Source organism: Microcoleus sp. T3_D1, assembly GCF_036700405.1.
Taxonomy (GTDB): Bacteria; Cyanobacteriota; Cyanobacteriia; order Cyanobacteriales; family Microcoleaceae; genus Microcoleus.
In genome coordinates this window covers 1-20,667 of the sequence record NZ_JAUBOV010000102.1, presented here as the reverse complement: position 1 = coordinate 20,667, position 20,667 = coordinate 1, and the positions used below count along the sequence as shown (strand labels likewise).

Genomic DNA, 20,667 nt, shown 5'->3' with positions numbered 1-20,667 from the left:
GAAGGCGGTTGAAACCGAAGCCGACTTCCTCCCCGTGTCTAAAGCCAGGGGCACGCCGGGCTCGTTCTTCGGTGAAATGAGAACCTACTACTAAGCTACCCTATCATTTCACTTTTCTGAGCGAACAACCCAGAATATTCTGGAGTTGATCATGTTGTGCCAACTATAGGCAGGAGAATTTCAAATTCAGTGTTCTTACCTGGTTGCGATCGTATTTTCAGTTGGCCGCCGTGCTTTTCTGTGACGATTTGATTGCAGATAGCCAGCCCCATACCGCTGCCTTTGCCCGCTGGTTTAGTGGTAAAAAAGGTGTCAAATATCTGCTGGTGATTTTCTGGGGGAATGCCGGGCCCGTTATCGGCAATGCAAATTGCCACCCGCTTGCCGTGTTCGGTTTCTATAACTTTAGTGGTAATTTCGATTTGGGGCTGCCAGTTGTCCCGGCACGGGGTGTGTGTTTCTCGATCGGCTGCGTACTCTGCCAGGGCGTCTAGAGCATTAACTAACAAATTCAAAAACACCTGACTCAACTGTCCGGAGTAGCCGCTAACTAGCGGCAGTTCGCCGTAATTCTTAACCACTTCTATGCTGTTTTTAAAGCGGTTTTTCAAAATTAACAGCGTCATCTCCACGCATTCGTGAATGTCTGTATCGGCTGGTTTTGTCTCGTCCATGTGAGAGAAGTGGTGCAGCCCGTTAACTATTTTTAGCAATTGCGAGGCTCCCAACTCCATCCCTTCTAAGGTAATCGGCAAATCTTCTTGTAAAAAATCAAATTCAATTTCCTTTTTAAGGGCCTCAATTCGGGGACAGGGTGCCGAATATTCTTCTTCATAAACCGATATGAGCTGAAGCAAGTGTTCAAAATAGGACAGCAGAAAAGTTAAATTTCCCCAAATACAGTTCAGCGGATTTCTGATTTCGTGGGCTACTTCTGCTACAATCCTCCCCAAACTCGCCATTTTTTCTGTTTGGATGAGTTTGGCTTGGGTTTGTTTGTGGAGTAACTTATTTGTTAATTGGTGAATTCTGGATTGAGCGACCATTAATTGGTGTACGTCTAACAGCTTGTAGGTCTGGGGGGCTATTTCCACTACTACGGGTTCGTAAATTAATTCTGCCGATCTGTAAAGACATTCCTGGGCTGCTTCTACTATTAATTTACTGCCGGGAAGTACGAGTTCCTCTGGCTTGGCAAACTTGTACAGCACCTCTATTGGTCGCTTGAAAAACATTTCTACTCCGTAGCGGCGGTTAACTTTTTCAAAAAATAGACGCCGGGATATTATGCCGACAAAATTACCCCCATCTATCAAAATGACGCCGGGAAGCATGGAATTTTCTTCAAAAGCCTGGGCTACTTCTTTTGCCTGTTGAGTTATTTCAATTTGGCAGTTGGAGAGGGGCAGGTCTAGGAGAGTTGATTCTAAGGAGATGTTCCAAGTACAAAATTCAGGTATATGCAACACTGATAACTCCGAGCTAGTCTCACGCACAGCAAACATAGATGAAACCCCTGTTAAATATTGTATAAATGGACAACTTAAGTTGCTATTAATTCGTAACGGGTAATTGGTAGCGGGTAGTTGCTAATTTGTGAAATTACCACAGCACCCGATGGGAAAACCCGATCGCAGTAGCATTGTCTGCTAAAGATTTTGTTTCTAAGTCAATATTAAACGATTTAAGCTTTTGTGGAACTTACGGAGTAGGCGCTTTAAACTTTTTACCATGATATACCTGCGATCGCCTGTTTTCCGAAAATTTTTAATATTTATAACTAATTATTGTGATAAAGTATACCATTTTTCCAGTGAGACAAGGGAATGGGAGAACCGCGAGCGAATTATCAGTGAATATAAGGGCATCCTTCGAGGGTTCGAGGGCCCGGATTAGCCATTGTCCAAGGGGCTTGAGGCTCCAACGGTGCAGACTGGGGCCCAGGCCAAAGGAAGTTCGGCCACGGATTCGCTTTCTTCGGATGTAACCGAATGTAACGGATGGAAGGCTTTAGTTATCTAGGAGATAAGGAAGAAGCAATCTTCCGCAAGGGTTTGTGGAATTAAGAACATCCTAACCGTCGGCCACAGTTCCTCTACCACTCAAAAGAAATCCAACTTTAGGCAACTTCCGAACCTCGATAGTCATCAGTTTTTTGCAATCTGCAATCTCCAATCTGCAATCTGCAATCGTCTTAGGGTTCCACCTCCGGCCAGAGGCGTTCTAGCTGATACCGCCAAGCCGCGAGAGTATTTTCGCGAGACTCTCGCCCTAGTTCCATTTCACCCATCAATCCCTCTGCGTAGAAACGGTCTAAAGTCTGAAGGGTAGTTTCGACCGACTGTCCCTGCATCTTCGCAGCTTTGATGATTTGACGGATGCGGTTTTCTATCAAACCGTCGAAAAAGTCAGACAAACCTCTCTCTTGCAAAGCCAGCAGTCTGGCGACGGCGGCTGAGAAATCGGCGGCCGCGAGTGTGGCCGGGCTGTGCTGAAATACTCCCCACAAAACGTTTTGATGTAAGGCGTAGCGAGTTTCCAGGGTGGTGTCAAAGTTAGCTTCTAGCAGTTTATCAAGAAATGGTTGAGCTTCCTGGGCATCGGCGATCGGCAGCAAAATCCGCAGCCAACTCCCGTCTTCTGAAAGGAGGACTAACAGGCGAAAATTTGGGGTCTCTACTTGCCAAGAAGTGGCAGCAGGCATCTCAACAGTGTCACCAAATAAGTCTTTAAGGGTATTGCTAATTTCTTCGGGAGTCATGAGAATTTGAGATTTTAGGTTTGAGGTTTGAGATGTGAAATTGCAGGCTGGTGAGTTCGTTTCAAAAGTTTGTAATATTTACCAGTATGGCTTAGTATCAACTCAATTTCCAATCTAAAATCTCAAATTTCAAATCAATTTAGTAAAAGTAGGGTGTGCACCGCGCATATTTCAACGCTTGGTGTTTATGGGCGCACTTTACCCTATTGATATTTACCAATATCGGTCAATCTAAAATCTAAAATCTAAAATCTCAAATCGATTTAGGGGAGCCAGCGGGGGTGGTAGCCGGCAAAGGGAAGTTCTTCTGGCTGTAGTTTTGCGGGAGAACCGTCTGCCAGTATTTCTACTAAGGGTAGCAGCCAGAGGCGGCTGGTGGCGATCGACTGTCCGCTATCGTTGCGGGGACTGTCTGCTGCTGAGGGAGTTGCTGCTGTGACTGATTGGTCGAAAATTAATGCCAGCCCGTCGGGAGATAAACTGATTTGGGTATCTAATTGGTTGGGCAAAATCAGCAGCGGTTTGATGGTTCCTACCAAACGAGTACCCTCTTTTTTGAGGTCGATGGTGGCGATGAAAGGCTGTTCTTTGTAGCTTTCTGTTTTGAGGCGTTGGGCTAACAAACAGTAGAGACGCTGAACTTGGTTGTCTTCGTTTTTTCGGGGGTCGAAATAAACGGCCATAATGCTGCCGGGAATACGCAATATTTCTTGTTCTACACCTTGGTTATCTAAGATGAAAAGCGATCGAGTAAAGTCGCTGTTGTATTTAACATAGGCGGCGGCGGAGTTGTCGCGGGCCATGCCCAATACTTGTTCGTATTTTGGCAAAAATTCTACTGGGTCTGCTTCGGGTTTGAGGGGGACGATCGCTAATCCTTGTTTTTGAGATATTACCATTGATTTGCTGTCGGGGCGAATCATAAAATCTCCGCCCTGTTCATTTTCCAAGGGTCTGGGCGGCACTTTTTCTTCCAAAATCCAAGGACTGAAATCGCCGGGATTGCGGCGGTTGACGCGCTGGACAACTATGATTTTTCCGTCTGCTGAGAGGTCGAATTTGAGGTTTTGGTAATCTTTGGAGTCTAAGATTTTGTCGATTCTACCGGCTGGGTATTTTTGTTGATTTCCCGATCCCGATTGGGGGTTGAGGCCGGTGGTGACTGTGAATAGTTCTTGATTTAGGGTGCCGCGAGTACGGGCGATCGATCGATCTGTGGCTGAGAATAAAATGCGATCGCTCTCAGGATACGGTTTAAAATCGGTAACGACTAAATCTTTGGGAGTCAGCGGTATCGGTTTCGAGTCGCTGCTGGTGAGATTGACTAGCATTAATCTGCTTTCTGTTTCGCCTTGGACGCCGATGTAAGCAAAAGCTCGATCGCGGCTGCGAAAGGAACTGCTAAACGGTTGCATTAGCGTTCCTTTATTTTGGTTGTTTTCTCCGAAATACTTGTCGGTTGCTCCAGCGAGTTTTAATGTGTAGGTAACGCCGTAGGGTGCTGGATCTTTGAGGGTGTAAGCCATGCGTCTTCCAGCCCAACTAAATTTACCGGGGAGGGGGGGTTCTAGCTTTAAGTTTTCCTCGACGGTGGACTGGTTCATCGGCCGAAAGAATGTGAGGATAAAGCCAGTATCTTCGGCGCCGATTTGTTTGTTTTCCCAGGTAAATTCTCGCACTCTGGGTGCTGTGCGATCGCCGCTAAGCAGCAGCAGCCCTATTAAGACGCTCAGCACTAGCATGAGGAAGATGGCCGTGCGGTCGATCGGCTGTTTGAATGGCAGAACAGCGAAGGGTGAAGGATTAATTTTTTTGTTAAAAATATTCACAAATCTTTCTCTCCTATTTCTGCTGAAAATTAACAACCACATTTTCCATCTTAAATTTTACTGTCTTGGGCGCACTCCCTGCCCCCAGAAACCCATTTTTTTTTACCAGGCGAAAGGGCTGCAACGAAGTATACCGATTTTAGATTTTAGATTTTAAATTTTAGCTTGTACGGTGCGTAATGGCTCAAAACTGCTTGCTCTAGAGTGGTATTGACGACCGTCGAGCAGCCTACCCTTGTGCCATTTGCGTCCAGGACTGTTTGAGATTTTAGATTTTTCATCCTATCTCAAATATTAAATCGCCAATTGTGCGATCGGTTGAGAGGTAACGCTGGCGCTCTACTCATCCTACTAAATAATCATGACGACCTACTTATATCCCTTTCATAAATCCTTGACGATTGGTATGTTGGAACTATTATTAACCACTGACCGTGTATGCGGCGATTGCTGTTCTGGATATAACTTATAATATTTGCTGTCGTAATGCCTGACCTCCCAATAGTTTAAGTTTGACGGGTGAGGCTTATATCTTGAGAAAAATTCCCAAATCCCAAAAGTTGCTGCACTCTCTAAATGCCCGACATTCGCTACTTTATTTTTGAAGATGCTACATGATTTTATCCACTGTTTCATCTGCTTTCTTGACAAGCATTAAAATCCTGAATGAAGATTGCTAAAGTCACCCAATTTTTCACCTTCTATCTGTACACTAGATAACTGATTCCACAACAGCGGCTGCTGTATTGTCAAATCAATAGATGTCTTGGTTCCTTGATACATTTCAAAACGGTTTGAGTAAAGAATAGCATTCTCATACCCGCTTTGTCGGTTAAAATTTTCTAACTTTTATAGAATGGAATCATCGTACAAAACAATGTCATCTTCTCTGAATAAAAACCAGTCAAAATTTTCTACTCTTTCGACAAATCCTTCCTGAAGTCTAAACTCTACAAACATGGGGTCGCATTCAGGACCTTCTTGTATTTAAATGCACTTAATTTGATATTCAGGTAAGTAGGCTGTAACGTGCCTGTTCGGTAGATTTTGGATAGTAATACTCACGTCGCAATGATCAAAACTCGTCAATAAGCCATCTATTGTGTGCCTGAGCCTCTCTATTTTTACTGCACATTTTTCTGGATTGTTAGATTCTTCAACGGATGTAAGGTGTACGAGATCCGCAAATACTTTGGGTCGTTCTTTTTCGGGCTGTTCGTTTTCTTTGACTAAATTTATAAGGCGATTTATTTGATAAAAAAACCTCATTTTAGTATACCTCGTGGCCACTCGCGATATTTCTTGTAACAGAGCCATTTGTAAAAAGATAAAGTGGATTACTTTTCTTCTTGTATTGTGTTGGCTGACCTATAGACAATCTACTTTTTGTTTACTGAAACAGTTGATTTATTGGACTTAAATCCATCGCTGATATTTTATCGATCGGCAGACCCAAACCAAAAGCCACTCTACACCAAATTAGAGTAGCCAGCACCCCTACAAACAGTGCTGTTAATTGAATATCCTGCCAAAAACAAGTTAGTCCTTCTTTCCACAAACCGTAGTTAGTTACTAGATAGGTAGGAATGTCGCCGAGAGCTACAGCAATCACGACACCTAAATTACCTTTTAAGTAGTATCCCAGCGGTATACTTATACATAGATTAACAAAAGTCAGCAGATTGCCAATAGCTGGGTACTGAGACTTTCCTACGGCTAGCAGACAAGAACCCATTATATTGTGGAGGGTGGTGTGCCAGATACCTAATGCCAAGATTGGCATCATCCAAGATGCAGCCTCATACTCTTTCCGATACAGTATTAAAATTAACTGATCTCCAAAGCTCACAAAAATTGCTAAACCTACGGCTAATGGTATTAGAATTAGCTTGCGGTTCTTGAGTATCTTGGCGCGCAACTCCTCCCGCGGCAACTCTGCCAGCATAGAAATCGAGGGAAAAATCACCCGGCCGCTAATGGCTATGATGACTTGGCGCGGCATATCCCCCAGGGTAAAAGCGATGCCGTAAATGCCCAACATTGTTAAAGTAAATATTTTCCCGAGGATGAGTCTATCGGCTTGAGAACACAAGAAAAACAAAGCCGTAGACAAAAATATCCATTTCCCAAAAGAAATTATTTCTTTAGCTGCTTCTTTATCCCAAGCAAAGCGGTTTGACTTGCCGGGAATCAAAAAATGGCTCCATACTACCTCTATTAAAGCTCCACTAAAGCCGCCTGCAATGATCGCCCAGATGCTGCGATCGAACCATGCCCAGACAATCATCACTGTTGTAGAAACAATCTGTTGGCCCAACTCAAAAATTACTACTTTCTTGACTGCCATTTTGCGTTCTAGGCTGGCTGTGGCTGTGGATTTAAACCCTCCTAGTAGGGAATTTATACCTATTATTGGAATCAACCACAGAAGACGGGGCTCTTCATAAAAACTAGCAACAGGCTTGGTAATTATAATCAAACAAATCCAAACCAAAAAGCTGCGAATGACTTGCATTGTCCAAGCGGTGTTGAGAAATTGAGGATCTTCCCCGCGCTTATTCTGGATGATGCTTGGGCCTAGACCTATGTCTGAGAATAAGTTAATCCCTGTGATGAAAACGTAGGTTAGACCTACTAAACCAAATAGTTCGGGCAAAAGCAGACGCGTCAGGATTAAGTTGCTGCCAAATCGGATAATTTGACTGCTTCCATAGCTGGCGATCGTCCAGGCTGCACCTTTGATAGCTAATTTTTTTCCTGATGACATATACTCAGAATTTATTTCCTAATTACGAGTGTAGTTGCTGAATTTGTTATTTGCAACTCCTCCAGGATGCTGCTGCCACTTTTATTGCTGACTTTACCCTATCTTCATATTTAGACCCAAGTTAGAGCTGGAGTGTCCATCTGGCAATAAAGGTAAAATTTAATCTCATACTTACTCCACATCTAATAATCATAAGGGTTTTTTGGTTCGGGAATTGGTTTGAGGGAGGATGCTTGAATGATTAATTTGCGCTTGCCTTGCAATTCTTCTACGATCGTTTCTCCTTCTATTTCTAGCCAACTGTCTGGGGCAAAGGCGGCGCGGCTTTGACCGATCAGTAATTTTACCGGCAACCCGATCGGATAGGCGTCGGCCGCGCAGCAGGTAATGATAAAACGCCCGATCCACATATATTGTTCTGCTATGTTGGGGGGGTGAATTACAAATCCTTGAACTTTGACTTTTTGACCTCTGTATGTATCCGGTTCGGGATTGAAATTTAACAGCCGCACCCATTCGACGAGCGATCGCTTTTCTGGTTTTGTATTATTGCGAAATTCTTGGGGTTGCAGTCGGGTGATGGGCAGGGATTCGGTGAGGCCTCGTTCTAATGCTGTCTGGCTGGTAAATGTGCGTGGCGTTGTTAGTAAACCTATTAATGCGACGCTCAACATTAAGGTGCTGCCGATACTGGGGGGAAACAAAGTAACGTGTTCAACTTCTGTGGTTCTGAGAGAGTTATTTGCTGGTGATGTCCGCGATTGCTTTGTGGTGCGATCGAGTTTTAAGAGTTCCCAAGCTTTTAAACCGCCAATAACCATTAAGCCGATTCCTCCTGCTAGAGTCAAGCCAAAGTAATTGGGGTGAATGAGAATGCTTAATTTGCCGGTGATCCAATATTTAAGAAGCAGTATTCCCCAGGCTAAGATAGCTAGGGCGTCCAGCCAGGGGCTAATTTTTTTAAGATTCATTTTTTAAGAGTCATTGGTCATTGGTCATTAGTCATTAGTCATTAGTCATTAGTCATTAGTCATTAGTTATTAGTCATTAGTTATTAGTCATTAGTCATTGGTAATTGGTCATTGGTCATTAGTAATTGGGAATCTATCGTTAGTTGTCAGTCCGGGCCAATTTATTATTAACCTAAATGCAAGTTGACAGCGAGGGTCATTAAAAAGGTTAACTGAGCGGCCAAGACAATTAAGTAAACTACGGCTCGACCTTTAAAAATTGACAGCATTAAACCGATGCCTTTGAGGTCAATCATCGGGCCGAAAACGAGAAAGGCTAACAGCGAACCGCTGGTAAATGTGGAAGCAAAAGACAGGGCAAAAAAGGCATCTACTGTAGAACAAATCGATACGACTGTGGCTAATAGCAGCATGGCTAGAATCGAGGAAACGGGGCCTTGACCAAGGTTGAGAATTAGTTCGCGGGGCGCGCCAACTTGAATGATGGCTGCGATCGCACTTCCGATTACCAAAACTCCTCCCAATTCCCGCAACTCCTGTACCATAGTATCTAAAAGCAGGCGCAGACGCTCTTTAGAAACGCGGTGGAACATGGAGGAACGTTTCGAGGTTTTTTCTGTTTTGCTTGTTTGTAATCGCTTCCAGTCGTCTTGTAGCAAAGATTCGATCGGCACAACCCCCCCCGGCTGACCGAGCATAAATGTTCCCGACTGCAACAGCAGCGGAGTGTTAGCTTGGACGAGTTCTTTTTCGGAAAACTCTGGTTTTGGCAAGGGGATTGCGCGGGCTACAGAAGGTTGCAGCAGAGGCCGCAAGTCTTTTTGGGCGCTGAACACCCAGCCGATAATTGTGGCTATAAACAGAGAAAATACCACCCGCAAAACTACAATTTCTGGCTGATCGCGAAATGCCGTCCAAGTCGCCCAAATTACCACGGGGTTGATGGTGGGGGCCGCCAGCAAAAAGCCGATCGCGGCTGGTGCAGGTACTCCCTGCATCAGTAACCTGCGGGCTACGGGCACGTTACCGCACTCGCACACGGGAAACAAAAAGCCGATCGAACTGCCCATCAAAGCCGCCAGCAGCGGGTTTGATGGGATGCGGGATACGAGTTTGCGTTCGTCTACAAACCCCAGCAGCAAACCTGAAAATAAAACTCCCAGCAGCAGAAAAGGTATTGCTTCTACTAGCAAGCTGAGAAACAGGGTGAAAGCATTGTTTAACTGATTTGTCAGGGCGGGTTGCATCGATCACCTACTGGTAAATTTCCTAGTTACACGTCTTTGACACGGCCCCTGTCGATCATACCAAAGCACAGCGCTAAGTTAAGATGCAGTAAAAAAAAATGCCTGCCTTTTTTTTGCTTAAATTTGTAGAGGTTTTAATTTAATCAATGCTGATGTCTTGAATGATTGGGACTCGCTAAACTTGTTTGAATTGCACTCCCTGTTTCTGCCTGCTCCGCCTGGTAGAGCCAATCAATAATTGAACCGGCAAACCGGCACCGCTTTGATGGATATTTCGGTCATTCGATTTTAGATTTTAGATTTTAGATTTTAGAATTCGGCGTGAGCGGTCAGTCGAACGATTGTAGATTTACTCCACAGATGAATTTGGGAGATTGTTGAACTAGGGTCTAAAATTTTGGGCTTCACGACTCCTGTCGTTCGCAAGTATCCGTTTTTAGGCGGGGTCAAGAATGGTTGATGGTAGAACAACTGCTAGGGCTGATTTTGCCGATCGCGGCTGATGTTGACTGTTTTATATTATCTGCCATCGAACGATCGCTATAAAATTGCTTTGTAGCGATGACTTTAGTTTTCACGACAAACCTATAGGGGACCCACTGGCAGGTGTGCCGCTGGCTGGCCGTTACGGGGGGTTGCGAGTACCCGATCGGGGAGAGGGGATGAAATCGCCTCAAATGCCGTAGATGGCGGGGTTCCGGGCCATCGCGCTTTGCAAGCTAACACTCAGGGACGCGATCGCCCTGGCTTTGTGCTTTTAACTTGTTTAATTTCGCTGTATCGCATGGGCGATCGGGATGATTCCGATTTTCCTCTATTGTCCGTTAATTATTTTTTCTTGAATATAATTTAATTATTAACGATAGGTTAAGACTATAACTCAAGATTAATTAATAGTTAAATACTGCAACCAAGCGTTAATACCGCTCAAGTCAATATAAAATAAAGTCAGGCATAATTGTCAGGGCCCATCGATCTCGGTGATATTCTATCTTGCCTAATACTTAAGTGGTAACATCCCACGTCCCACAGTCAGTTTTTTTCGTAATTTAAAATGCTGTTTGCCAGGGGGATGCCGGTCAAAGCACTCAGCAACTCACTTGCTGGCCTTTGGTAGCTGAATGTCTGCTGGGAAATAGAACCCCAAAAAAGCGTACTGATGAATTTATGTTGAATACCTCCTGCGTAGAAAGACCCGTCCAACCCATCTCCGAGGCTGACCTAGGAGAACTTTGTTTAGATTCTACTCTCCAACAATTGTCACTTTACGATTTTCAGGTAGAAGCTACGGATTTGGGGATGCAAATTTCCCAGATGTTAGAAGCTAATCCGCTGTTACCGGGAGTCATTGTGACCCATCAAGGTGAATTTGCCGGTATGATTTCCCGGCGGAGATTTTTAGAATTTATCAGCCGTCCTTTTGGGCGAGAATTATTTTTAAAGCGCCCTGTGAGGGCTTTGTACCGCTTTGCCGAAACTGAGACTTTAATTTTTCCCAGCAATACTTTAATTGTGGATGCAGCCAGGAAGTCGCTGTTGCGATCGAAAGAACTGCTGTACGAACCGATTGTAGTTCAAGTTTCGCCTCAAACTTATAGTTTGCTAGACGTGCACGAACTCTTAGTAGCCCAATCCAACATTCATGAACTAGCAACAAAATTGCTGAGGCAGCAAACTCAATCTCAACTAATTCAAACCGAAAAACTAGCCAGTTTGGGACAGATGGTAGCTGGAGTCGCCCACGAAATTAGAAATCCCGTCACCTGCATCAGCGGAAATCTCGGCTTTTTGTCCAACTACTCCAAAGACATCATGGATTTGCTGTCTGCTTACGAACAGATTGTCGGTGACAGCGAAAAAATTGACGGACTCAAAAAAGAGATAGAATTTGATTTTTTGCAAGAAGATTGGGTGGAAATTCTCAAAAGTATGAAAGTTTCATCGCAGAGGCTGACCGAACTCGTCACCAGCCTGCACACCTTTTCTCACATGGACGAAACCCACTTGAAGCAAGCTAACATCCACGAATGTATTGACAGTACGCTGCTAATTATGAAAAACCGTCTGAAGTACGGATTTAATGTAGTTAAAAACTATGGTGATTTGCCTTTAGTCAAGTGTTACTCTGGTCAGTTGAGCCAGGTATTTATGAATATCATCAGCAATGCGATCGACGCTTTGGAAGAGGCAAAAGAAGAAAAGGGTTTTGTGCCTGCAATTACTATTGAGACTGAGGTAATAGAGAGTGCTGACGGAGACTGCGTGAATTCGGAATTAATTCAAAATTATGTTAGGGGCGATGGCGTCCCGCCCCGCAAGCTACGACAAAATGCCAAACAGCTATCATCCGCCAGCCAAAACGGCGACTTCTGCCCAGAAGCAGCGGAAAAAAATCCAAATAACGCTTGGATAGCCATCCGAATTGCCGATAACGGGCCGGGAATACCGCCAGAAATTCAGCGGCGAATTTTTGATACATTTTTCACCACTAAACCGGCGGGAAAAGGTACCGGTTTGGGGTTGGCAATTACCCATCAAATTGTTACGGAAAAGCATAAAGGCAAGTTAAATTTGCATTCAACGCCCGGTACAGGTACTGAATTTGAAATTTTGTTGCCATTGATTTGAATGCCTGGGCGACTTGTCGATCTCGATTTACCGCCCAAGCGGGGGCGGGTTTATTAGACGAGCAATTTTAGGCGGAGATTGTTTGTAAAACCCGCCCCTACCAATCGGTTAAGCTCTTAGCTGAACTGGCATTACCAAGAATGTAGCATTAACTCCGCCCAAAGGCTGGAAAATTACTGGGGCTAAAGCACCGTTTAATTGCAGTTGAATTTCTGGGGATTGAGCCGTTTTCAAAATGTCAATTAAGTATTTCACGTTGAAAGCAATATCTATGCTATCTCCCGAAATTTGTGCGGGCATTGACTCTTTGCCACAGCCGACATCTTTAGCATCTACAGACAAAGTAATTTCCTGATTCTCCTCGTCGATGCTGCATTTGAGAATATTATTTTTTTGGTCGGCAAAAACGGCAATTCTTTCTACTGCTGCTAAGAACGATCGCCTTTCTAAGGTAATTTGTCGCTCAAAAGACGGCGGAATCAACTGCCGGTATGCGGGATATTGCCCTTCCAAGGTGCGGGTTGTCAGCCGCTGGTCTGCCCATTCAAACACTACTTGACCGTGTTCAAAATGCAGCGTGACAGGTTCAGTCCACTGCCGCATCACCAGCATTCTTTCTACTTCCCGCAATGCTTTAGCGGGGACTGTCACCTCAAATTCTTCTTGGGTTTCTTCGCCTTCAGATTTTTCATTGGCAGTTTGAACTACTGCCAATCTGTGGCCGTCTGTAGCTGCAAATTCCAGGCAATCTTGCAATACCTTTAAATGCACGCCTGCAAGTACCTGTTTTGCCTCGTCGGGGCTAGTAGCAAATAAAGTTCCTTTGAGTCCTTCTATCAAGGCTTCCGGCGGCAATTTGAGGATTGTTCCGGCTTCTATTGCAGGCAATTCTGGGAATTCTTCCGGGCCCATGCCTCTAACTTGGTAGCTGCCAGAACTGCAAGTGAGATATGCTACGGTGTCTCCCGCTTCGTCTTCTAGAGTAATCTCTCCATCTGGGAGTCTCGAAACAATATCGTTGAGTAATTTAGCGGGTATGGTAAAACTGCCACCGCCAGTCACTTCTGCTGCGAAGCTGGTACGAATGCCTAAACTGAGATCGAAAGCTGTCAAGCTAACCCGCTGATTTTCCTCATCCGCTACTAAGAGCACGTTGGCGAGTACCGGATGTGTCGGGCGGGAGGGAACGGCCCGACTTACCAACGAGAGGTTGGCGTTGAGGTCACTTTGGGTGCAAACCAATTTCATGGTACGAAGGTTAATTAACCGGATTTGAAACAGAAACAAATGGTATCACAGAAAGCCGGCGGGTCAGTTTTTCTCTGTCAGGGGTTAAGCCTGGGGCTAGAAACCGGGTTTCTAGGCAAAATTTTGCCTGTAAAAACGAGAAATCTTCGTAGAAACCGGGTTTCTGAGGTTAGCGCGCGTCGTGAACTATCTGTGTAGGGTGCGAAGGGCTCACCAGTTTTTTTTTAATTTATTGAATTATTTTTGTGTCGATCGCCCTGTGGAAACTGTGGAAAAAAAAGCTAACTGCTTGCTGCGCGTCACTTATAGGTAATAAATACCTGTGGAAAACTTGTGGAAAAGCTGGTGCGGTCGATCGCCCATTTTTGTGCAAAAGCTGTTTCGGGCGATCGAGTAAAGTTTTCCACAAACGGCAGGCAACTTTTCCACAGGTTTTTCCACAGGCAAGATAGTCTATTATGGGGCATTGGGAATTGTTGACTGTTGACTGTTGACTGTTGACTGTTAACTGTTGACTGTTGACTGTTAACTGTTAACTGTTGACTGTTGACTGTTGACTGTTGACTGTTGACGGCGTTGAGTGATGACAACTGACAACCGACAACTGACAACTGACAACCGACAACTGACAACTGACAACTGACAACTGACAACGGACAACGGACAACTGACAACTGACAACTGACAACTGACATATTCTCAAGTTTTGCGGCTGACAACATTAATTCGATCGCTCAACTGACGCAAAGTTTGAGCCAAATTCGGGTCAGTGTTCCGCAACTGAGCAATTTTTTCGCAACTGTAAAGCACAGTCGTGTGATCTTTGCCACCGAATACTTCGCCAACTTTCGGCAAACTCAAACCAGTATGCTGCCGAATTAAATACATCCCTATTTGACGTGCCAGACTAATTTCTCGCCTGCGGGAAATTCCTTTCAAATCTTCCACAGAAACATCAAACTCCTCAGCCACAACAGCAATTACTGCATCTGGCGTTGCCTCTACGCTTTCAGTTTGCGGATTCAAAACCGGGGCGAGATTTTCCACGGTCATCGGCAAACCAGTAATTGAAAGATATGCTACCGCCCGAATCAAAGCACCTTCCAATTCCCGAACGTTGGAAGTGTAACTAGAAGCAATGTATTCAATGACATCTCGCGGTAGCCTCATATTTTCATACTCAGCTTTTTTCTGCAAAATTGCCATCCGAGTTTCCAAGTCTGGCAATTGAATGTCGGCAATTAATCCCATCGAAAATCGGGAACACAAACGCTCTTGCAGGCGGGGGATTTGCTGTGGCGGACGATCGGAAGCTAAAACTACTTGGTTTCCCGATTCGTGCAAAGTATTAAAAGTGTGAAAAAATTCTTCTTGAGTGTATTCTTTGCCTTCAATAAATTGGATATCATCTATTAATAAAACATCCGCTGCTCGATAATGATCGCGGAAAGTTTGCATACTGTCTTTGCGAATGGCGGCGATTAAATCGTTAGTAAATTTCTCAGTAGAAACGTAAAAAATCTTGGCGTTGGGGTCAATTTCCAAGCGATAATGACCGATCGCCTGCATTAAATGAGTTTTGCCCAAACCGACGCCACCGCACAAAAATAGGGGATTGAATTCTCGGCCCGGAGACTCGGCTACCGCGAGGGAAGCCGCGTGAGCCATGCGGTTGTTAGAACCGACGACAAAGCGGGAAAAGAGGTATTTGGGGTTTAAATTGGCGGGTTTGGGGGGGTGAAGCGAGTGGCTTTCCGGGATATCCGCGATGGGGGAGGGCCAAATTATGGCCGAGTCGCTGCTGCCGCCTGTTTCGTTTCCCCCGGCAATTGTCAAGTAAATCTCTACGGGATAGCCGAGAATTTCTGCGACGGCATCGGCAAGGATTTCTCTGTAATATTTTTGCAACCAATTACGAGCAAAGGGGTTGGGGGCGCTGACGATCAAACAGTTATTTTCGAGTTGTTCGGCCCTAGCAGTTTTGATCCACGTCTCAAAGCTAGGTCTGCTCAGTTGTACCTGGAGACGTTCAAGTATCTGATTCCACAGACTTTCGAGGGGAATGTCCACTGCTCACCTCTGCCGATCGGCATTCAAGATATTAATTCTACTCTAGAGAGTTTAGTCCTCAGATGCTAAAGTTTAAGGGAGTCTGCCGTAGCACGGGCGAGGGCCCGACGCCATCGCCCAAAAATTTGGCGGCTCTGCAGTCCTGCGCCAGGTATCGGGGAGCGGATCAGCAAATATTTAGATTTGGCAGGAAAGCCTTAAAACATGGCCATGAAGAGTTCTACTGGCAAATTTTGGAAGCAACCGGCAATTTACATATTGCTGCTGGTAACGGGAGCCGGGGCCGCCATGTTGGGCGATCGTCTGACGGTTTCTCAATTTCGTGCAAATTCTGGCGATTCTGGACAAAGGGCGCTGGAACCGAAATTGCAACTGCCTCCTAATACAAAGGATCGAGCTAGGAAAGTCTTGCCGCCGGTTTCCTTGTCGGGCGACGCGGCTAATGTGAATTTTATTGTGGCGGCGGTGGCAAAAGTTGGGCCGGCAGTGGTTCGGATCGATGCTTCGCGGCTGGTGAAACCGGGAAATAGAGGGCTGTCGCCGGAAGATTTTTTTGGCAGAGAACCGAATTCGGGCGGCCGGGGCGGGATCGAACGGGGCACTGGTTCGGGTTTTGTCATCGGTGCAGACGGCTTGATTCTCACTAACGCTCACGTTGTAGAGGGAGCCGATACGGTAAATGTAACTCTCAAGGACGGCCGCAGCTTTCAGGGGCGGGTGTTGGGGGCGGATAAGGTGACGGATGTGGCTGTGGTGAAGATTGAGGCGAATAATGTGCCTGTGGTGACGATCGGCAATTCGGATAAGCTGTTGTCTGGGGAATGGGCGATCGCCATTGGCAATCCTTTGGGTTTGGACAATTCCGTAACTGCGGGAATTATTAGCGCTACGGGGCGATCGAGCACTGATGTGGGCGTACCTGACAAGCGGATCGGTTTTATTCAAACAGACGCTGCAATTAATCCGGGGAATTCCGGCGGCCCGCTGCTGAATGCTTCGGGCCAAGTTATTGGCATGAATACGGCAATTATTCAAGGTGCTCAAGGATTGGGGTTTGCGATTCCCATTCAGGCGGCGCAACAGGTGGCGAAGGAACTGATTACGACGGGGAAAGTCGAACACGCTTATTTAGGCATTGAAATGGCGACGCTGACTCCCGATGTTAAGGAGCAAATTAACAGCAACGCTAACAGCAGCCTGCGAGTTGCAGTCGATCGGGGTGTGGCTATTGTTAGTGTAGTTCCTAATTCTCCCGCAGCAGCAGCCGGTTTGCGGGCTGGAGATGTGATTCAAAAAATTAACAATCAGCCGATTATTCAGTCGGAGGCTGTTCAGGAGTTCGTGCAAAATGCTAAGGTTGGCGGGCTGTTGCAAATGGAAATCAACCGTAACGGGCAAATAGTTAATTTGACTGTTAAACCGGGGAGTTTGCCGGTTCAAAAAGTTGGATAAGAAGGAAAGCACGACACGGATTTGGACACGGATACACGGATTAATTATTGAGTGAGTAAGTTATATTTTGTTCCTCCACCCAACCGACAAAACTGTAACAACAAATAACCAATAACGACTAACCAATAACTATGGCAGAAATATTACAAATCTCACAATTAGGAAATCCCGTATTGCGCCGCCGATCGCAAGTTGTCGAGAATATTAAGGACGATCGCATTCAAGAGTTGATTGACAGCTTAATATTTACAGTACAGCAGGCAAACGGAGTGGGGATTGCCGCCCCTCAAGCGGCTCAGTCCGATCGCCTGTTCATCGTGGCATCCCGCCCCAACCTGCGGTATCCCCAAGCACCCCACATGGAACCCACAGCGATGATTAATCCCCGGATTGTGGCTGCATCAACAGAGACAGTCAAAGACTGGGAAGGCTGTTTGAGCATTCCGGGGATTCGGGGATTGGTGCCGAGAAGTAGGGCGATCGAGATAGAATACACCAGTAGAGACGGCAAACTCCACCGACAAGAATTGACAGACTTTGTGGCCAGAATTTTTCAACACGAACACGACCATTTAGATGGAATCGTGTTTTTAGACAGAGTGGAAAATACCCACGAACTGATGACTGAGGATGAGTACCAGCAGCAATTTGTCAAGCGGCTCTGACAATACGGGAGCAATTCTCCAATCCAAAATCCCAAATCCCAAATCTAAAATCTAAAATCGATTGACCGAGGACAAGTACCAAAAGCAAATTGTCAAGCTGCTCTGACAGTTGGTATAATTGTTAGCAGTAATATCAGAGATGTTGCAAACAGGAGAGCAAATGTCTATCAACTTAGAAAAAGGCGGGAGAATCAATCTCTCTAAAGAAGCACCGGGGCTAAAAAATGCCGGGATTGGTTTGGGATGGGATACCAATGCTACCGACACCGGCGCAGCGTTTGACTTAGATGCTTCCGTGTTTATGTTGGGGGCTACTGGCAAAATCCCCGGCGAAAAATACTTTGTTTTCTACAACAACAAGGAGTCGCCGGACAGTTCTGTAATACATCTGGGAGATAGCAGAACTGGAGAAGGATTTGGCGATGATGAAACCGTTACAGTCGATTTAACCAAAGTCGATCCGGCGGTGCAAGAAATTGTGTTTGTGGTAACTATCCACGAAGCAGAATCGAGAAGGCAAAACTTCGGTCAAGTGCGGAATGCTTTTATCAGGATTTACGACACTACTACCAACACAGAGGTAACGAAGTACGATTTGGACGAGGATTTTTCTAGGGAGACTGCGGTGGAGTTTGGCAGACTTTACAAGAAAGACGGCGAGTGGAGGTTCCAAGCTGTAGGAGAAGGCTACAATTCCGGCTTGCAAAGCTTTGTAGATAAGTATGCCGCATAAAATGTCGATCGCTCCTAGCTAAATAAATCGAGGGGAAATTCGGAAACAGGAATGTTTCCCTCGATTTTAAGCAATCAGACTCATGAGGTGACAAACCAGATGGGAATTCAATTAAAGAAGGGCGAAAGATTTAATCTTTCTAAAACATCTCCCAGTTTAACAAAAGTTGCGATCGCCCTGGGATGGGAAATAGCAACTCAACTAAATTTATCGGACTCAAACCCGCAAAGCTGCGATATCGATGCCTCTGTTTTTGCGTTAGGTTCTGATGGCAAAATCCCTGATGAAAGATACTTTGTATTTTACAATAACTCGCAGTCGCCGGACGGAGCGATCGCCCATTCGGGAGATAATCAAACTGGTCAAACTCAAGGGGATGACGAGATAATTGATGTAGACTTAGAAAAGGTAACGGCTGCTGTTGAGGAAATGGTTTTTGTGGTCACGATTCACGACGCACAAGCTAAACATCAAAATTTTAGCCAAATCAGAAATGCTTTTATCCGATTGTACGATCGCCAAACCGGCAGCGAACTAGCGCGCTATGATCTAACAGAAGGTTTTTCAGAAGAAACAGCAGTCGAGTTTGGACGGTTGTATAAAAAAGATGCAGCTTGGAGATTTCAGGCCGTAGGGCAAGGATATAAAGCAGGGTTGCAGAGTTTTGTTGATAAGTATCATTCAGAGATTAAACAGGAAGAAAAGACACTAGAACCGCCTAAAGTCAACAAAGTAGAACTGCCTAAATTAGAGAGGCCTGAAGCTAGCCGGAAAATTCAACAAGCTATGGCAATAAAACTTGAAAAAACAGGCGACTCGCACAAAATAAACCTCAGTAAATCAGGTAGTTCTGAGTTGCTTGCAGTTCACGCCAATCTCGACTGGGAAGAAGTGCAAAATCGGGGCCGATTTTCGGGAAAATTCCTGGGAGTAAAGGGGACTCCCGATCTGGATCTTGGTTGTATGTACGAGATGGCTAACGGCGAAAAGGGAGTGATTCAACCCTTGGGAAAATGCTTCGGATCAAAAACGTCTTCACCCTACATATTTCTCGATAAAGATGACCGCACTGGCGCGACTGAGGGAGAAAATATGTATATTTTTAGACCTGATTTGATTAAACGGGTGATGTTTTTTGGTTTCATCTACGCAGGGGTTCGCGACTTTAAAACTGTGCGGGGACGAATGTTGTTCAAAATCAGCAACGGTGAAGAAGTATATCTCGAACTCGATAATCCAGATAGCAATAGAAATTTTTGTGCGGCGGCAATGATTCAGAAGAAAGGTTCCCAGATTGTAATACTAAAAGAGGAAAGATACTTTCGCGGACATGAAGAAGCGGATCGCTACTACGGATTTGGATTTAATTGGTATGCCGACACTAAGTAGTGGTGGCAGTCGAGTAGAGTTCATCCAGTTAAATAAAACAACTGGTTGAACAACTGATATCTTCCAATTTACTTAAGTTCTAATACACTTTAGGGAGTCACAAAACTATGGCTATCAACTTGACAAAAGGGCAATCAATCGTTCTCAGCAAAAGCGAATACGACTTGTCCAGACTGACAATGGGTTTGGGCTGGGATGTTGCACAAGCTAAAAAAGGTCTTTTCGGGCGAAGCAGCGGTGCAAATTTTGACTTAGATTCCTACGCTATGCTGCTGGGAGAAAATGGCAAAATAAAAAACTACAAAGAGGATGTAATTTATTACTCTCATTTGGAGTCAAAGGACAAAACAGTTGTTCACTCAGGCGACAATCTCACGGGGGCTGGAGACGGAGACGACGAACAAATAGTGGTGAAACTGAGTTCTTTGCCAGCAGAATATCACAAAATTATTTTGGGCGTAAATATTTACGATGGAAAAGAGAGAAAACAGCATTTCGGCCTGGTAGAAAATGCTTTTGTGAGAGCTGTAGATGCCGCCGGGAAAGAAATAGCTCGCTATCGCTTGTCAAATGACCCATCTTATGAAGGAAAATTAAATATGTTGATGGGAGAAGTTTATCGAGAAGGCGGCGAGTGGAAGTTTAAGGCTTTGGGAAATCCTTTGGCTGAAGATATGAACGGTGTTGTCGGTTCGTTTATGCGGTGATATCAAATCTGTTAAATTCAGGCTTGTAGGGGCGGGTTCACCAACAATATTAGCCAATAATTGACGAGCTAAATAAACCCGCCCCCGCCCAACGGTAAATCAAAATGCACATTTTCTGCATAATTGTAGATACTGTCTTGATCTGTCAAGGGGTAGCGAGTAAATAATTGGGGTCGAAAGGCTTTTGGGACTTTAAAATA

General features: G+C 45.1%; 15 protein-coding genes. 6 read left to right on the top strand and 9 right to left on the bottom strand.

Annotated elements, in window-relative coordinates; genetic code table 11:
• Positions 1 to 149: 149 nt before the first annotated feature.
• The 6 genes from QT992_RS29795 to QT992_RS29770 all read right to left on the bottom strand — a co-directional run bounded on the left by QT992_RS29795 (position 150) and on the right by QT992_RS29770 (position 9,575).
• Positions 150 to 1,505: an ATP-binding protein gene (locus tag QT992_RS29795; protein WP_333320538.1), complete on the bottom strand. Its 1,356-nt coding sequence runs from the start codon at positions 1,503 to 1,505 to the stop codon at positions 150 to 152.
• Between the two features lie 689 nt (positions 1,506 to 2,194).
• Positions 2,195 to 2,761 (bottom strand): hypothetical protein, encoded by a 567-nt coding sequence (locus QT992_RS29790; protein WP_333320536.1) that lies wholly within the window; start codon positions 2,759 to 2,761, stop codon positions 2,195 to 2,197.
• Between the two features lie 263 nt (positions 2,762 to 3,024).
• Positions 3,025 to 4,590, bottom strand: coding sequence for a hypothetical protein (locus QT992_RS29785; RefSeq protein ID WP_333320534.1), 1,566 nt, complete (start codon positions 4,588 to 4,590; stop codon positions 3,025 to 3,027).
• 1,390 nt (positions 4,591 to 5,980) lie between these two features.
• Positions 5,981 to 7,357: an oligosaccharide flippase family protein gene (locus QT992_RS29780; protein ID WP_333341693.1), complete on the bottom strand. Its 1,377-nt coding sequence runs from the start codon at positions 7,355 to 7,357 to the stop codon at positions 5,981 to 5,983.
• A gap of 182 nt (positions 7,358 to 7,539) precedes the next feature.
• A complete protein-coding gene (locus QT992_RS29775; protein ID WP_333341691.1) occupies positions 7,540 to 8,328 on the bottom strand; it encodes a TIGR03943 family putative permease subunit in 789 nt (262 codons plus the stop codon).
• Positions 8,329 to 8,495: 167 nt separating this feature from the next.
• A complete protein-coding gene (locus tag QT992_RS29770; RefSeq protein ID WP_333341689.1) occupies positions 8,496 to 9,575 on the bottom strand; it encodes a permease in 1,080 nt (359 codons plus the stop codon).
• A gap of 1,167 nt (positions 9,576 to 10,742) precedes the next feature.
• On the opposite strand from QT992_RS29770, the gene QT992_RS29765 reads away from it, so the two are divergent.
• On the top strand, positions 10,743 to 12,203 hold the full coding sequence (locus QT992_RS29765) for an ATP-binding protein (protein ID WP_333320526.1): 1,461 nt from the start codon (positions 10,743 to 10,745) through the stop codon (positions 12,201 to 12,203).
• Between the two features lie 108 nt (positions 12,204 to 12,311).
• On the opposite strand, the gene dnaN is transcribed toward QT992_RS29765, so the two are convergent.
• The 3 genes from dnaN to dnaA form a co-directional block, all read right to left on the bottom strand.
• Positions 12,312 to 13,451: a DNA polymerase III subunit beta gene (gene dnaN / locus QT992_RS29760; protein WP_333320524.1), complete on the bottom strand. Its 1,140-nt coding sequence runs from the start codon at positions 13,449 to 13,451 to the stop codon at positions 12,312 to 12,314.
• A 299-nt stretch (positions 13,452 to 13,750) separates the two neighbouring features.
• Entirely contained in the window at positions 13,751 to 14,146 is a 396-nt protein-coding gene (locus tag QT992_RS29755; protein ID WP_333341687.1) for a hypothetical protein, read from the bottom strand.
• A gap of 4 nt (positions 14,147 to 14,150) precedes the next feature.
• On the bottom strand, positions 14,151 to 15,521 hold the full coding sequence (dnaA, locus tag QT992_RS29750) for a chromosomal replication initiator protein DnaA (RefSeq protein ID WP_333320521.1): 1,371 nt from the start codon (positions 15,519 to 15,521) through the stop codon (positions 14,151 to 14,153).
• A gap of 210 nt (positions 15,522 to 15,731) precedes the next feature.
• Here dnaA and QT992_RS29745 point away from each other — a divergent pair, with 210 nt between their 5' ends.
• From QT992_RS29745 to QT992_RS29725, 5 genes are all read left to right on the top strand, one after another.
• On the top strand, positions 15,732 to 16,973 hold the full coding sequence (locus tag QT992_RS29745; protein ID WP_333341685.1) for an HhoA/HhoB/HtrA family serine endopeptidase: 1,242 nt from the start codon (positions 15,732 to 15,734) through the stop codon (positions 16,971 to 16,973).
• 131 nt (positions 16,974 to 17,104) lie between these two features.
• Positions 17,105 to 17,638, top strand: a complete 534-nt coding sequence (gene def / locus QT992_RS29740) for a peptide deformylase (protein ID WP_333320517.1) — start codon at positions 17,105 to 17,107, stop codon at positions 17,636 to 17,638.
• Positions 17,639 to 17,798: 160 nt separating this feature from the next.
• Entirely contained in the window at positions 17,799 to 18,371 is a 573-nt protein-coding gene (locus QT992_RS29735) for a TerD family protein (RefSeq protein ID WP_333320515.1), read from the top strand.
• Between the two features lie 99 nt (positions 18,372 to 18,470).
• On the top strand, positions 18,471 to 19,760 hold the full coding sequence (locus QT992_RS29730; protein WP_333320513.1) for a TerD family protein: 1,290 nt from the start codon (positions 18,471 to 18,473) through the stop codon (positions 19,758 to 19,760).
• Positions 19,761 to 19,867: 107 nt separating this feature from the next.
• Entirely contained in the window at positions 19,868 to 20,467 is a 600-nt protein-coding gene (locus QT992_RS29725; protein WP_333320511.1) for a TerD family protein, read from the top strand.
• Positions 20,468 to 20,667 lie beyond the last annotated feature (200 nt).

What these genes read in the sequence shown, in the direction of transcription:
- QT992_RS29795 (WP_333320538.1), bottom strand. Translation starts at nt 1,505, where the DNA reads ATGTTTGCTGTGCGTGAGACTAGCTCGGAGTTATCAGTGTTGCATATA.
- QT992_RS29790 (WP_333320536.1), bottom strand. Translation starts at nt 2,761, where the DNA reads ATGACTCCCGAAGAAATTAGCAATACCCTTAAAGACTTATTTGGTGAC.
- QT992_RS29780 (WP_333341693.1), bottom strand. Translation starts at nt 7,357, where the DNA reads ATGTCATCAGGAAAAAAATTAGCTATCAAAGGTGCAGCCTGGACGATC.
- QT992_RS29775 (WP_333341691.1), bottom strand. Translation starts at nt 8,328, where the DNA reads ATGAATCTTAAAAAAATTAGCCCCTGGCTGGACGCCCTAGCTATCTTA.
- QT992_RS29770 (WP_333341689.1), bottom strand. Translation starts at nt 9,575, where the DNA reads ATGCAACCCGCCCTGACAAATCAGTTAAACAATGCTTTCACCCTGTTT.
- QT992_RS29765 (WP_333320526.1), top strand. Translation starts at nt 10,743, where the DNA reads ATGTTGAATACCTCCTGCGTAGAAAGACCCGTCCAACCCATCTCCGAG.
- dnaN (WP_333320524.1), bottom strand. Translation starts at nt 13,451, where the DNA reads ATGAAATTGGTTTGCACCCAAAGTGACCTCAACGCCAACCTCTCGTTG.
- QT992_RS29755 (WP_333341687.1), bottom strand. Translation starts at nt 14,146, where the DNA reads ATGTCAGTTGTCAGTTGTCAGTTGTCAGTTGTCCGTTGTCCGTTGTCA.
- QT992_RS29745 (WP_333341685.1), top strand. Translation starts at nt 15,732, where the DNA reads ATGAAGAGTTCTACTGGCAAATTTTGGAAGCAACCGGCAATTTACATA.
- def (WP_333320517.1), top strand. Translation starts at nt 17,105, where the DNA reads ATGGCAGAAATATTACAAATCTCACAATTAGGAAATCCCGTATTGCGC.
- QT992_RS29735 (WP_333320515.1), top strand. Translation starts at nt 17,799, where the DNA reads ATGTCTATCAACTTAGAAAAAGGCGGGAGAATCAATCTCTCTAAAGAA.
- QT992_RS29730 (WP_333320513.1), top strand. Translation starts at nt 18,471, where the DNA reads ATGGGAATTCAATTAAAGAAGGGCGAAAGATTTAATCTTTCTAAAACA.
- QT992_RS29725 (WP_333320511.1), top strand. Translation starts at nt 19,868, where the DNA reads ATGGCTATCAACTTGACAAAAGGGCAATCAATCGTTCTCAGCAAAAGC.